Below are 14,329 nucleotides of genomic sequence, written 5' to 3'. Positions count from 1 at the left end.
ACCTCTAATGTTGAAAAACGTTAGGGGTATTTTTATGATTACATTTCCACTTGAATACAAAATTTAAACCGTTTAAACATAGTTAATGGGAACGAAATTAAAGGCGCATGTTAGTAAATAGTATGGTATCAGTAGAAACGTATTTTCAGTCTTCGTCACAATATTTGAATCAAAACTTCAAAATATTATGTAAGCGATTGACATGGTGTTATAATAATTCTGGTTAAAAGTTTGTTTTTAGTTTACTTTGTATCAGATTATATTCAATTTGTTCGTAGATAGAACGGAAAATAGTCACTTTTAAGAGGTGGGCAAATGAAGTTAGTAGTAGATAATGTATCAAGAGGATAGGAAATCACTCTACTTTGTTCTCGTCACTAGGAATTAGTTCTGATTTTTTGCAAGCTATACTTATAACGATTATATTTGGAATACTACTAATAATTATTTCAATATTTATAAATTTTTATCATAAAGATTGATCCTATTTTGAAAAAAATGAACCTTATGTTACATATATGTTAATAGCAATTCTGCTAAACTCAAAGAGTTGACTACAAAGAAAATTAATAAATAGAGGATATAAATAAATTAAAAAGAGCTAGTCGTTAAACTGAATATGTAGTATAACTAACTACGATAAGTTGGTCTTAAAACTTAGACATTAAACAACTACATAAATAAAGCGTAGATATGAATGTGTATCAATGTTATTTAACAAATTTTGAGGGATATATAGAAACTGGACTGAGAAATGCATTAGTTAAATATTTACATTTTAATGATACCGTTGCTTATTGGACAGCACATACGATTGTTTTTATTTACCTTTAAGGAGATGAACTAATGCAAATACAACAAATTATTGGGTTAATTATCGCGATATTAATAACATTTTTCTTTCCTTCACGCCAATGGTTAGAACGACACCATTTAAATTATTTTATGCTTGTTACGTACGTAATAATATTAATAATAATGGTTGTAGCCATGCCTTATAGAAAAAGTACTGGCTTGAATGAGATTTATATTGTGAGTGCTTTTATCATCTATGAACTAGGCTATTTATTTATATATAAAAGATTAAAAAAATAAATACCGATTCAGTTTGTCAAAAATCTAATATAGATTTTTGGTAGATCTTTAGAATTTATACTACCAGAGTTACAAGTTTATTTTTTAAGATTAAACATCTAGACCTTCTTAATTGCAAAGGAAACTAAGGCTCTATGTCAACGAGTGTTGGTGAATAAATTTTAGAAAGATCAATTCATTTTCGAATTGGTCTTTCTTTTTTTGTTTTTAATGAGAATTCAATCATGATACGATCGCGCAGGTGTTGCCAATTTCGATAACCGTAAGCAGTTCGAATGATTTGTTTGATCTTTCGATTAACACCTTCAATCCGACCGTTTGAAAGTAGTGAACAAATCGCCTCGCATACTGCTTTTAGGTTCTTTTTGAGCGTACTTAAGACGGTTGATAAACCAATATTTACAGTTTGCGAATGGTTAATAAGGTCCGTTACTTGTGAGTTTTGGCCTAATTTTAAGGCATCAATAATGCCGTGACAGGTTGCGTAAACCACGGCGAATTCTTGATTAAAACCAAGTGCCGTTTCAATAAGTTGTTCTTGGGTTAAATGATTCCTTAAATGTGTAAACCATTGAGGTTTCTTAGTTTCTAAAGCGTTAGGATGCTTTAAAAATAGCTTCCAATGATGTTTTAAGAGCCGATATTCATAGCTTTTAGAGTCGTATTGACGCATTAATTGAACACGTGCCTGATTAATAACGCGTTCTAACATTTGAACGAGATGGAACCGATCCGCAACGACAATTGCGTTTGGAAAGACGCGTTTAATAAAAGATTGGTAAGCGGCATTGAAGCCGATGACAATTGATTTAACGGCTTGTCTTTCAGTTAAACTGTAGTGACGTTCAAAGTAACTGATAACATCTTGGGATTTTCGGCCCGGTAAAAACGTACTGATTTTACTCGTCTGAGCATCAATCGCAATAAAACTCATTTGATGGTTGGTCGTTCGAACTTCATCAAACGAGAGAGCAGTCGGGAGTTTTGGTGCATAGTTAACGAGCTGATGATGTAAGGCATCAACCGTCCGGTTGATAGTAACTGGCGAGACATTCATCGTTTACGCAATTTCATTAAGATTACGATCAGTCGACAAAGGATTAATGAATGACCGTTTAAGTCGATTAGAAATCTGGCAGCGGAAATCAGCTAGAGAAGTGCGTGCTAACCAGGTATGATTACAATGGTGACACATAAAACGCTGTTTTCGTAAGTAAAGAATGGTTGGTTTATCATTGATAGGTGTAAACCGAAGGTGAACGGTTTTAAAGCCATATTTAATCACTGAACGATGGTGACATTGATGACAAACGGTTAATTTATAAGTTAATTTAGCAAAGATTCTAATAACTTTTGGAGATTCTTCATAATAATTGGTAGGAAATTCTAAATTAGGCTCCTCATTTAGGAGTAAATCTTGTACAATACAGGTAAGGGACATGCCATTCACCGCTTTCAATTAGTTTTAGACGACGATATTGTAGCATAAGGATGAGGGGCATGTCCTTTTTGTTTATACACTTCTTATCTAACTGAATATACCAAGTAGGTTAAAGACATATAAAAAAACACCAACAAAATTTGGTGTTTTTATGCCCTGCAAACTTATTTAATTTGATGACTCACACGTGACTCACTTTGAATGAAAATATATGATACTTGATGAATACTATTTTTCTTAAAATGTTGATTTATCAAGGGTTATGACAATATATGATAACCGGCGAAACTCAACTATGCGCCTGACAGGAATCGAACCTGCACTTGGAAACCCAAACAGCGATCTGAACGCTGCGCGTCTGCCAGTTCCGCCACAAGCGCATAATAAATTATTTTGAAAATTCAATAACAGTACCATAACCATGTAGAACTAGAAATCTTGGAGCAATTGTTACACGAACAGTTTGTGGTTCGAAATGCACGTTAATAATTCCGTCGCCACCTTTATTAATTGCGCGTTCTGCTAGCTCTGCTTGGACACGGTCATATAAGGTATCAAAATCATCCACGCGATCAATTTCATCAGCTTCTAGTACAATCTTGGCTGTCGCATTAACGATGCCTTTAATTGCGTAAGAACGGTTAACATCTCCGGTTGTTAAGAACATATAAATCACTCCTTGAGTAATAGTTTAAAATAAAAATGCTAGATTGACAAGGATTAAAAAAACTAGCCTCAAGAGTTAGTCTCAACTAGGCTAGTTTTGTAGGTTACATGAAGATACGGTAGTTACGCTTATTAATTGAAATTAATTCTTTAGCCTTACTCTTTGAACTGAATTTAAGTAAATTTTTGATTAAACGTTCTAATTTTTCGTCATCTTTAGAAACTTTTTCAAAAATATCATTGTCAATCTTTATTGTTAGATCTTCCTTTTTGCTTGGAACCTTAAATGTTTTAGAAGTTTCATCGCTTGTGATGAAGTTTTTCTCAAGATCTGCTAATAAATTTTTGCTCATATGTTTTCTTCCTCCAGTTTCTTACTATATTAATCATAACACCTAGATGACTAAAATCATAGGAAATGAAAAAAGATAAAAAATGTTATTAAGAAAATTAGATAATAATTTTGCTTTATAAATCTAATTTTGAAAGTATTGCAGGGATGTCGACTCCATCATGGCTTTTTAAGATTAGCGATTGTTTATCAGTAAAATTAAATTTTCCCAATAATTTTTGATTTACTTCTTCTTGTTCGTATTTTAGCATCTGTACATTGGTAAACTGTTCAGATTTAAAAGATTTAAACAGAGCTTTTAATAAATGTGTTGCGATACCTTGTTGTTCTTCATTTTTCGAAACCAGTAATAGACCAATCCAAATAGATTGAACTTCAGGATAATCTGTTAAAAAATCGATCATGGCTACTAATTTATCTGCTTTAAAGAAGCCCAGTGTCCATTTTTGTTCACTTTTAACTGACAGCGGGATCGAAGTTAAATCAGATTTTATTTCTTCAATAGTTAAATTTTGTTTACCTTGGAGTTTTAGGTAAGTGGATTGACTTTTTTCTAATTCTAACATTTGAGATAGATCTTTTTCGGTTAACTCTCGAACCAAGTAGGGGGCACTAAAAATAGAAATCCTTTTTAATAACATACTGAAAACCTTCTTTATTTCAAATTTTGTAGGTAAAACGCTAACATCTAATACAATTTTAATGATATACTGTAACTACAAATAAAAGATATGGGGTGGCAAATATGGAACAAGAATATAAAAATATTTTAGTCCCAGTTGATGGATCAGATTCAGCTGAAAAAGCATTAAATCGTGCAGTAGAAAGTGCTAAAGCAAACCATGCGCATTTAGATATTTTAAACGTAATTGATACGCGTCAATTTTCTGTAAGTTTTTCAGGGATGATGGATGGTGGCGGTTCAATCGTCTATCAAACTTTTGAAGATACAGAAGCATATATGAATGAATTAAAAGAAGATATTGTAAAAAATGGGTTTACAGATGTTGATATTCATATTCGTTTTGGTAGTCCTAAAACAGTAATTGCCAAAGATTTTATTGAAGATCATCATTCAGATTTAATTATTATGGGTCAATCTGGCTTGAAGGCAGTGGAAAGAATGTTAATGGGTGCAGTTACAAATTACGTTACTCGTTTAGCACCTTGTGATGTCTTAGTTGTTAAATAATAAAGAGGGTTGCGTAATTTAGCAACTCTTTTATTATTTATAGGACTAACTCAGTATAAAGTAAAAATGAATTAAAAAATAGTCATATTAGATTAAAAGAGAGAAGGGGTACTGGTGGAAATAGGTTTATATTTAGTTATGGCAATTTTGATTATTTATAATGTTAAGTTGTCTCTACAATTAACTAAAGTGCGGCAAGCTAATGTTAGAACTGTGGACTCACTAGGTCCTGAAGAGACTAAAATATTAGCAGACTACGCAATTGAGAAACGAAAATGGCAAGTACTTGGCAATGCAATGTTCTTTTTAGCTCTCGTTTGTGCTTTTATTGGAACAACAATAGAAACGAGTTATTTTGTAACACTTTATGTCGTAACAATGATTGCTGTGAACCGTTCAAGAATTAGAGTTAATAAGCTGTTATTATTAGATAATTAATGTTGTATGAAGAGTCTATATCTTGAATTAAAGAATTCACAAAAGTTAGGTATAAGTAACCTAATTTTTGAGGAACTTAATATTTGGGATAGGCTTATTTTTTTTAAAATGAATAAATGTTGTGACATGTTAGCTGATCTTATAGAGAACTTCATATGTGTAGTGATGTCATCCAGATGACTAACTTTATAAAAAGGAGTTTAGCGTGGTATAACAGATTCTTTAAATTAATGGTTAATAAATAGTAAAGGTTCTCACTAAGCACCAATATTTTTGAGTAACTATGATATTCTAGAAATAAGCGAAATTCCTGGAGGGTTATTGTGAAACGATTTAAATATTATTCAATTTCCTTGTTAAAGGGATTAGTGCCTTTAATTATTCTTTTAGCAATTGGAAATATGATAGGTCCATCTAATTGGCGATTATTAATTAATTATTATTTGATTTTGAATTTTTTAACTTTTTATCCATATAATCTTGAATTAAACGGATTAAATAAAAAATTAGTGCAAAAAGTTAAAATTGACGAGGCAGAGGAACCACACTCTAGACAAGAAATGAATACACGTAAGGTATCAACTGAAAATTTAACTCGCTTATTGATTTATGTCATGCAATTTGCAGGGTTAATCTTAATTGCTCCTGGTCAATTCATGTATTACTATTTAATCAAAAATTAAATTTTAATGATATCCCCACTGTTGATTAGCTGACAGTGGGGATATTTTTTAGAAAATTATTTGACAAAAGAATCAAAAACACATATAGTCATAATATCGTTAATGAGGTTAACGGAACGAATAATCGTTAAGGTCATTAACTAAAAAGAGAGGGTGGATAATTTTGTTCAAAGAATTTATGTCAAAGAATAAGAGGTCAGTTGCGTATATCGCAATTGCATGTTTAATTCCAAGTTTAATTGCATATGGAACTTATAAGTTAGTTTCAAGTAAGCAACAAATGGACACAGGAAATTTAAAAGTAGCTATTATAAATAACGATGAAGAAGCATCATTTAAGGGAAAATCAATTGACGTTGGTAAGGAAGTTACTAAAATTCTTAAAACCAATAAACAAGCCAAATGGGAGTTTGTTAGTGCAGAAACTGCGAAAAAACATTTGGATTCAGGCGATTATACAATGTCAGTTACATTACCAAGTAATTTTTCAAAAAACGCAACAACTGCACTTGATGAAACGCCAAAAGTGAGTTTGTTAAAAACAAAACAATCAGATACAAATAACTATGTTTCGCAATTGATTACAAAACAGGTTGCAGAACAATTGAAATCACAAGTTTTAACTAATATCCAAAAAGCGTATGATTCTGCATTACTTGGTTCCGTTAAACAATTAGGTTCAGGTGTTAAAGAAGCCTCAACTGGTGTAAAAACGTTAAATAAAGGAACTGTTAAATTAAAAAATGGTAGTAAAGAAGTTACTAGAAATTTAAATACATTGGCAACAAGTATGGTGACCTTTGATAAGGGTAATCAGACATTAAAAACAGGACTAAATACTTATACAACTGGGGTTGATACTCTAGCTGACGGTGTAAAAACTTATACAAATGGTGTAGGTACGTTAGTTAACGGTGTAAATACTTATGCTAATGGCGTAAGCACCTATACAAATGGTGTAGGTACGTTGGTTAATGGTGTAAATACTTATACAAATGGTGTAAATACTTATACAAACGGTGTAGGTACATTGGTGAATGGTAATAATCAATTAGCTTCAGGAATTAATACACTTGTTGCTAGTGCACCAACCTTATCAAATGGTGTGACTCAATATGTTGATGGGAATAAAACATTAGATGCGGGACTTTCTACGTTGCAAACTGGTGGATCAACATTAGCTGCTGGGGTCGACACGTTAGCAACTGGTGCAACTACACTAAATTCGAACTCGAATGATTTAAATAACGGTGCTAAAACATTAGCTGCAAGTATGTCAGGAAGCCAATCGTTACCGATGGCGGTAGCAGGTTTAACAGCATATTCAACAGGTATTAAAACTGGTGTAACACAAATTCAAACAAGATTAAAATCTCGTAGCGAAATTATTGATCATATTCCTGAAATAATTCAACAAATTAAAGATACAAAACAGGGATCAAAAGAATTAAAAGCTGAACTTAAAGAAATTTCAGGATCAATTGAAACATTACAAGCATTACCTGGATTAGTAACAAAATTGATGGCGGCAGGGGATAAATTAACAACTGTTCAAACTCAAATGAATGCTATTAATTCGGATACAACACAAAAGATGTTTAGTTTGACATTAGCTAAAGGTCAGGCAGCGACTTCTAATAAGAAGGTTCGCACGATGATTAATGACTCAACAACAATGAGCCAAAAAGAAAAAGACACTGTTTTACAACAAATTACAAAAACAGATACAGCAATAACAACTGTTGGCACAAATATAACTGGGGTAAGTAAAAATTTAACAGATACAAAAGCGATGTTAGAGGCAGTGATGAGTGATGTAGGTGGCTTAATGGCTGAATTTAAATCAACAATGGGTGATGTAGATCTTAAAGCCATGTTGGAAAAATTTGCTAAAATTTCGACACAAGCAACTGCATTATTGAGTAATACTGATACATTGACGAGTGATTCAATGATTGGTCTTTTAGGTGATACAAAAGACTTGAGCGATCAAATTGATTCATTAGTGATAGCATCAAATGCTAATGCACAAGTTGCTGGTAAATTAAATGCTAGTGTTAATGGTGCTGGTGTTGATGTTACAAGTGAAAAAACAATTAATGCAACAATTAAGAATTCAATCATGACGGGTAGTATTAACAAATTGTCAGCTGGTATTTTAGGATATACAGCAGGAACAGGACAAGTAACTGATGGTATTAATCAATTAAATAGTAATGTACCAACTTTAATAACAGGTGTTACTGCTTTAAGAGCAGGATCGCAAAAACTTGTTACAGCAGGTGGACAACTTGAAGCAGGAACACAAACGCTAGTTTCAGGTGGCACACAATTGAAAGCAGGATCTGATAAGCTTGTTAGTGGTGGTACACAATTAACAGCTGCCAGTCCTCAATTATTAGCAGGTGGTACACAGCTAACAGCAGGTGGTACACAATTAACAGCTGCTAGTCCTCAATTATTAGCAGGTGGTACACAATTAATGGCAGGTGGTACACAATTGACAGCTGCTAGTTCACAATTGACAGATGGAAGTTCAAAGTTAAAAGCGGCAAGTTCACAATTAACAGATGGTGATACACAATTGGCAGCTGCTAGTCCTCAATTAGTTGATGGCTCACAAAAATTAGCTGATGGGTCTAAACAAGTAACATCAGGATTGGATACAGCTAATGATGGTGTAACATTATTAAATACTAAATTAGCAGCAGGAGCATCACAGGTTGGTAATATCAATTCATCACCAAAAAATGTGGCTCAATTCGTTGAACCTGTTAAAACAGAAACTGAAAGTGACAATCTCGCTAAAACATTGAAAAATACATTTGCCCCATTAGTGATTGTTTTATCATTATTTGTCGGTGCAATTGTAACTCAATTAATTTTATTCAGATACCGTAAGAAGAATGAATTATCACAAAACTGGTTACAGAACCTTTTCCTAATGTTATTTATTTCTGTTATTCAAACAGCAGGAGTTCTCTTATTAACATTATTCTTTAGTGTAACAATTGAACATCCAATTAGTTTCGTAATCTTTACGTTCTTATCGGGAATAATCTTTACTCTTTTATGTGTGGTAATTGATGAACTCCTTGGAACAATGGGTATTCTCTTATCTTTAGCATTACTACTCATCCAATTGGTGATTACAGGACAAGTTATTCCAAATACGATGTTATCAAATGCTTATCAAGTATTTGCAGAATTCTTACCTGTTACACACGTATTAAATGGCTTCACATATGCAATTAACAGCCAAGGTTCTGGTATGATTGGTTCAGTACTTGCATTACTTGTTACAGCCGTAGTACTGGGTGTAGTTTGGACGTTTGTAAATCGTAAACAATTAACAGTATCAACTGAAAAAGAAAAATAGAGATACAGTTGATTAGATATAGTAATTAACCGCGTTATATGCTAAATTTAACTGTAGGTAGAACATGCAGAGGAGAATTAGCAATGACAACAACTAAGTTAATGGATGACTATATTAGTATGTATTTAGGAACTTTTAAGAATGTGGAAGGATTCATTTCACAACCTACTAGTGAGTTTAATTTATCTTTTGAACAATTCTTAATTTTAAAAGATATCCATAGCACTGAAGATATAAGCATGGTTGATATCGCTAAAAAAAGAAATGTTTCAAGGAGTGCAATTGCACGCCAATTAAACGTACTAAAACAATTAAGATACATCTATCAAGAACAAGACACAGTTGATAGAAGAAGAATAAACCTACGCTTGTCTGATCAGGGTGCAAAAGTAGAACGAGTTGTGACTGAGTCAATTAAGAAACGGTTTGATACTTGGGTAAATGTTTTAGGTGAAGATAAAGCAGTTTTACTGCTTAGTTTAATGAAAGAATTCGGGCAAAAAATAATGGTAGACAGAAAATAAAATTCTGTGTACCATTTTTTGCTTGAAAGTGTTGTATGCGTTTTCTATAAGTAGTATATTAGTTTAATATACTACTTAAAAAAACAATTGTTTTTTAAGGATTAAATTAATACCAAATGAAATCATTATTGGAGGAAGAATATGACAAAAATTATTGCAATTAACGCAGGTAGTTCAAGTTTAAAATTCCAATTATTTAGCATGCCAGAGGAAACTGTTATTGCTAAAGGATTGATTGAAAGAATTGGACTTAAAGACTCAATTTTAACGATTAAATACGATAACGGTAAAAAATATGAAGATGTATTAGATATCGACAATCATTCAGTAGGTGTACAATTATTACTTAAATTATTGCTTCAATTGGATATCATTGCTGATTTTAATGAAATTTCCGGTGTTGGACATCGCGTTGTTGCTGGTGGTGAATATTTCAAAAAATCAACATTAGTAAATGCCGATACAATTGCAAAAATTAATGAATTATCTGAATTAGCACCATTACATAATCCAGCTAATCTTTTAGGTATCCAGGCATTTGAAGAAATCTTACCAGATGCAGTAAGTGTTGCTGTATTTGATACAGCCTTCCATCAGACGATGCCAGAAGAAAGTTACATGTACAGTGTACCTTATGAATGGTATGAAAAATATGCCGCAAGACGTTACGGTGCTCATGGGACAAGTGTTCGTTATGTCGTCTCAGAAGCCGAAAAACTAATTGATAAAGATCCTAAAGAGTTAAAATTAATTACATTACATTTAGGTGCAGGAGCATCAATTACAGCTACAGTTGGTGGTAAATCAATTGATACATCAATGGGCTTTACACCACTTGCTGGAATTACCATGGCAACACGTTCAGGTGATGTAGATGTATCGCTAGTTGCTTACATGATGAGACAATTAAAAATTACTGATATAGATGAAATGATTAATATTTTGAACCGTGAATCTGGGCTAGTTGGTATTTCAGGTATCTCTCCTGATATGCGCGATGTTAAAGCTCAATTAGGAAAAAATCCTCGCGCTGATTTAGCTGTCAAAATCTATGTTCAAAATATTATTAAATATATTGGTCAATACATTGCAGAAATGCAAGGGGTTGATGGTATTATTTTCACTGCTGGTCTTGGTGAGAATGATCGAATTGTACGTCGTCGCGTTATTGAACATTTAGCATATTTAGGTGTTGGCTTTGATGCTGAAAATAACGAGAAAATGGGTGAACAGGTTATGCTTAGCACGCCAGAGTCTGCTGTTAAGATTTTTGCGATACCTACTGATGAAGAATTAGTTATTGCACGCGATGTTCAATCATTAATGTAAAAATAAATGGTTAAAATAGTGGCTTAAAATAAGAAGGATATCACATTGTGATGTCTTTTTTTATTTTGTAACATAACGGTAATATTTAAAGGGTTAACAAGTTATTAAAAAAGTGTTAAATTAGACATTATAAATTATTATTACTGACAACAAGTTGTTGTCATCATTCGGAGGCGTAACTTAATGAGTAGGTGTAAACTTGATATTATGAGTGAGTATCAAGCAGCGATGCAAAAACTTGCTGATCTTAGAAGTAACATTGGAAACAGACAACAATCATCAATTCGAGATAGCTTTTTCCAAGAGGAAAAATCGCTTGAAAGAGAATGTTCTGAACTGAATATTCTATTAGAAGCTATCGATGTTGCGGAAGATTAATCCTGCTTTTTGAGAAATAAAAGTAGTAAAAAACGATTAAATTCATAATTGAATTTAATCGTTTTTTTTGTTCCTATTTAAATTAATTAGTTTATAGATACCGAAGAACGAAACAATTAACAAGATGATACCAACTACTGTAGCAAAAATATCAACTGTTGCTGCAACTTCCGCCCAAGCATTCCCAGCAAATGCCCCAAGATAAATGAGGACAGTATTCCAAATTAATGTTCCAAAAAAGGTTAATGGAATAAAAAAACGCAATTTACATTTTGTAATTCCAGCGGGAATAGAAATTAAACTTCGAACGATTGGGACAAAACGGCCTAAGAAAATAGCACGATTTTCATATTTTACAAAAAATTCAGTCGCTTTTTCAATATGGATGGGTTTTAGACCAAGCCAAGAACCATACTTACTGGCAAAAAATTGATTTAAACGTTCTGTACTTAAAAAGCGACCAATCGAATATAAGATTAAAGCGCCGATAGTCGCCCCAATAGTGGCAGAAATAATTAAACCAATTGGTGTAAGAGAACTTGAGAGCGTTATAAAACCTGCAAATGTTAAAATGATTTCAGAAGGAATTGGTGGGAAAATGTTTTCAATGGCGATCAGTAACGCAACACCTAGATAGCCATGTTGGCCGATTAAGTCAATTATGGTTTCTTGCATTTAGGCACCCCTTTTATTTAATAATTAAAGCATATCATGATGCAAAGAAATAAAGTAATGAAAAAGGATTAGCTTAATAAAAATTAAATAATTTTCGTATTCAGAGTTAAATTTGGTACAATTGAGGAAAGAATAAGACGATTTAGGGTGGTAAAAATGAAAATTGAAGAATTACACAAAGTAGAATTAGATTTAATCCAGGAAGTCGTTGAAATTTGTCAAAAAAATAATATAAAGTATTTTATGATTGGTGGCAGTTTATTAGGTGCGGTTAGACATCAAGGGTTTATTCCGTGGGATGATGATGTCGATATCGGAATGGTAAGGGATGATTACGATCGATTCTTACAAATTGCTCCCCAAGAGATTAGCCAACCTTATTATTTTCTCCAAACTGATCAAAGTGATCCTAACTATGCGTTTGGATATGCAAAACTACTTGATGAATCTATTCATGTCGAAGAGAAAAGAAATATCAATGACGCTAGAAAAGGTGTTTTTGTAGATATTTTTCCTTTTGATAAAGTACCAACAGGTGATGTCGAACGATCTATTCAACAATCAAAATATCGATATCTTAACGCAAAAATTCTTTTACTGAGTAATTATCGTTTAATGGATACCGAAATTAACGCAAAGATTAGGAAATTACAACCTGATCAAAGTCGTAAAACTAAAGAGTATAAAGAAAAAAGAGACGAACTAGTAAGAACGTATAATCAAGATGACACCATTTCAGAATATAAAAATTTAGCTTCACAATACTCATATGAAAAAGAGTTACTATCAGAAAAGGAATTAGCAGACGTGATTCAAGTTCCTTTTGAGAATCTTACGGTAACTATTTTAAGTGCATATGATGCAATTTTAAGCCGTCTATATGGTGATTATTTACAATTACCGCCTGAAAGTAAACAGATTGAAAAGCATATTGAAAAAGTGACTATTTTGGATCGAAATGATTTTACTTTTGATAATGAAATTGATTGATTGATTTTATGACGTAAATGAGATACGTTTAAAGATGACAAATGGAGGTGCTTTCATATGGATAGAAAATCAATTATTGACGAGCGGTTGCTTAACCGGGAATTTACAATTGACAGTAAAAATATTCAAGGCACGGTCGAGTTTTTTGGTATCTACTATCATTATTTCAGTGATGAAACATTAGTAAGTGGAGATGTTGTTCGAATCATTAAAACGCATGTTGAAGGATTAGACGTAAAAAAAATATAAAGGTGGTTAAATTATTATGTTGGGACTTTTAGTCGTTATTATTATTGCTATATTATTGGTCATGATTTTACCAGCAACTATTCGAATTATTAGACAACCTCATCAAGGTGTTGTTATAACTCTAGGAAAGTATGAAACAACATTAGCTCCAGGCTTACATTTTATTAAACCATTTATTTCTTCAGTAATTCGTGTTAGTACGGCACAACAACCTTTAGATCTTGATAAACAAGTTGTGATTACAAAAGATAATGCTGAAATTGAAGTTAAAATTTCATTGAAGTATCACGTTACTGACATCCAAGATTTTGTGTTTAAAAATGAAGACTCTGTTCGTAGTATGATTCAAGATACACGTGCCTCTTTGCGTGGCATCATTGGTAATAAAATGTTAGATGAAGTTTTGAATGGAACGCAAGAAATTAATCGCGGTTTATTTGGTGAAATTTCTAATGTGACGGCTGGTTATGGATTAAATGTTGATCGAATTAATATTGATACAGTAAAACCTTCAGTTGAAATTCAAGATTCAATGAATAAGTTATTGAAAGCCGCTAGAAATCGTGATGCTACTGTTGCTGAAGCAGAAGGTTACAGTAAATCAGTTGCACTAAAAAATAAAGCTGATAATGATGCATGGGTTAATTCAGCCCAAGCAAAGGCTGAAGCAGTCAAAAAGACGGCTGATGCTGAAGCATACCGAATAGATGCAGTTAATTTATCATTAAATAAAGTTGGTAATGGTTATTTTGTTAGCCAAAATATTGAGGCTTTTAAAGAATTGGCAAAGAGTGACGCAAATACAGTTGTTATGCCAAGTAATGCGATAGATAGTTTAGGACAAATTCCAGCAATTAATGCATTATTAAAACCAGAGGCTAAATAAAACTTTCAAGAGGTTATTACTTGGAAGTTTTTTTACTAGGAATGAGAGTGGT

General features: G+C 32.5%; 17 protein-coding genes and 1 tRNA gene. 11 read left to right on the top strand and 7 right to left on the bottom strand.

Annotated elements, in window-relative coordinates:
• Positions 1 to 846 precede the first annotated feature (846 nt).
• Positions 847 to 1,095, top strand: coding sequence for a hypothetical protein (locus tag ACE83Q_RS03505; RefSeq protein WP_409022738.1), 249 nt, complete (start codon positions 847 to 849; stop codon positions 1,093 to 1,095).
• Positions 1,096 to 1,270: 175 nt separating this feature from the next.
• Here the strand turns inward: ACE83Q_RS03505 and ACE83Q_RS03500 are convergent, their stop codons facing one another.
• The 6 genes from ACE83Q_RS03500 to ACE83Q_RS03475 all read right to left on the bottom strand — a co-directional run bounded on the left by ACE83Q_RS03500 (position 1,271) and on the right by ACE83Q_RS03475 (position 4,195).
• A complete protein-coding gene (locus ACE83Q_RS03500) occupies positions 1,271 to 2,152 on the bottom strand; it encodes an ISL3 family transposase (protein ID WP_409022737.1) in 882 nt (293 codons plus the stop codon).
• Positions 2,153 to 2,155: 3 nt separating this feature from the next.
• Positions 2,156 to 2,536, bottom strand: a complete 381-nt coding sequence (locus ACE83Q_RS03495; protein WP_409022805.1) for a transposase family protein — start codon at positions 2,534 to 2,536, stop codon at positions 2,156 to 2,158.
• 296 nt (positions 2,537 to 2,832) lie between these two features.
• Positions 2,833 to 2,916, bottom strand: a tRNA-Leu gene (locus ACE83Q_RS03490).
• 8 nt (positions 2,917 to 2,924) lie between these two features.
• Positions 2,925 to 3,203 (bottom strand): hypothetical protein, encoded by a 279-nt coding sequence (locus tag ACE83Q_RS03485; RefSeq protein ID WP_409022736.1) that lies wholly within the window; start codon positions 3,201 to 3,203, stop codon positions 2,925 to 2,927.
• Positions 3,204 to 3,306: 103 nt separating this feature from the next.
• Positions 3,307 to 3,555 (bottom strand): hypothetical protein, encoded by a 249-nt coding sequence (locus tag ACE83Q_RS03480; RefSeq protein WP_057973335.1) that lies wholly within the window; start codon positions 3,553 to 3,555, stop codon positions 3,307 to 3,309.
• 115 nt (positions 3,556 to 3,670) lie between these two features.
• Positions 3,671 to 4,195, bottom strand: coding sequence for a GNAT family N-acetyltransferase (locus ACE83Q_RS03475; RefSeq protein WP_409022735.1), 525 nt, complete (start codon positions 4,193 to 4,195; stop codon positions 3,671 to 3,673).
• Positions 4,196 to 4,299: 104 nt separating this feature from the next.
• On the opposite strand from ACE83Q_RS03475, the gene ACE83Q_RS03470 reads away from it, so the two are divergent.
• From ACE83Q_RS03470 to ACE83Q_RS03440, 7 genes are all read left to right on the top strand, one after another.
• Positions 4,300 to 4,746 carry a universal stress protein gene (locus ACE83Q_RS03470; protein WP_409022734.1) on the top strand — a complete coding sequence of 149 codons (447 nt, stop codon included), beginning with the start codon at positions 4,300 to 4,302 and terminating at the stop codon, positions 4,744 to 4,746.
• Positions 4,747 to 4,860: 114 nt separating this feature from the next.
• Positions 4,861 to 5,184 carry a hypothetical protein gene (locus tag ACE83Q_RS03465; protein WP_409022733.1) on the top strand — a complete coding sequence of 108 codons (324 nt, stop codon included), beginning with the start codon at positions 4,861 to 4,863 and terminating at the stop codon, positions 5,182 to 5,184.
• Positions 5,185 to 5,507: 323 nt separating this feature from the next.
• A complete protein-coding gene (locus ACE83Q_RS03460; protein ID WP_409022732.1) occupies positions 5,508 to 5,867 on the top strand; it encodes a hypothetical protein in 360 nt (119 codons plus the stop codon).
• Between the two features lie 163 nt (positions 5,868 to 6,030).
• Positions 6,031 to 9,246 carry a YhgE/Pip family protein gene (locus ACE83Q_RS03455; protein WP_409022731.1) on the top strand — a complete coding sequence of 1,072 codons (3,216 nt, stop codon included), beginning with the start codon at positions 6,031 to 6,033 and terminating at the stop codon, positions 9,244 to 9,246.
• 83 nt (positions 9,247 to 9,329) lie between these two features.
• On the top strand, positions 9,330 to 9,770 hold the full coding sequence (locus ACE83Q_RS03450; RefSeq protein ID WP_409022730.1) for a MarR family transcriptional regulator: 441 nt from the start codon (positions 9,330 to 9,332) through the stop codon (positions 9,768 to 9,770).
• A gap of 141 nt (positions 9,771 to 9,911) precedes the next feature.
• Complete coding sequence (locus ACE83Q_RS03445; RefSeq protein WP_409022729.1) at positions 9,912 to 11,099, top strand: acetate/propionate family kinase; 1,188 nt, start codon at positions 9,912 to 9,914, stop codon at positions 11,097 to 11,099.
• A 183-nt stretch (positions 11,100 to 11,282) separates the two neighbouring features.
• Positions 11,283 to 11,477, top strand: coding sequence for a hypothetical protein (locus ACE83Q_RS03440; protein WP_057973343.1), 195 nt, complete (start codon positions 11,283 to 11,285; stop codon positions 11,475 to 11,477).
• Positions 11,478 to 11,531: 54 nt separating this feature from the next.
• Here the strand turns inward: ACE83Q_RS03440 and ACE83Q_RS03435 are convergent, their stop codons facing one another.
• Complete coding sequence (locus tag ACE83Q_RS03435) at positions 11,532 to 12,152, bottom strand: DedA family protein (RefSeq protein ID WP_409022728.1); 621 nt, start codon at positions 12,150 to 12,152, stop codon at positions 11,532 to 11,534.
• A gap of 156 nt (positions 12,153 to 12,308) precedes the next feature.
• On the opposite strand from ACE83Q_RS03435, the gene ACE83Q_RS03430 reads away from it, so the two are divergent.
• The 3 genes from ACE83Q_RS03430 to ACE83Q_RS03420 are packed head-to-tail and all read left to right on the top strand — an operon-like array spanning position 12,309 to position 14,277.
• A complete protein-coding gene (locus ACE83Q_RS03430; protein ID WP_409022727.1) occupies positions 12,309 to 13,142 on the top strand; it encodes a phosphorylcholine transferase LicD in 834 nt (277 codons plus the stop codon).
• Between the two features lie 57 nt (positions 13,143 to 13,199).
• Positions 13,200 to 13,391, top strand: a complete 192-nt coding sequence (locus tag ACE83Q_RS03425; RefSeq protein ID WP_409022726.1) for a hypothetical protein — start codon at positions 13,200 to 13,202, stop codon at positions 13,389 to 13,391.
• A gap of 16 nt (positions 13,392 to 13,407) precedes the next feature.
• Entirely contained in the window at positions 13,408 to 14,277 is an 870-nt protein-coding gene (locus ACE83Q_RS03420; protein ID WP_409022725.1) for an SPFH domain-containing protein, read from the top strand.
• The last annotated feature ends 52 nt before the right edge of the window (positions 14,278 to 14,329 follow it).

The organism is Dellaglioa kimchii (assembly GCF_046115505.1).
In the GTDB taxonomy this organism is placed as follows: Bacteria; Bacillota; Bacilli; order Lactobacillales; family Lactobacillaceae; genus Dellaglioa; species Dellaglioa kimchii.
The sequence above is the reverse complement of the archived record's forward strand: the minus strand, read 5'-3'. Positions and strand labels throughout refer to the sequence as shown.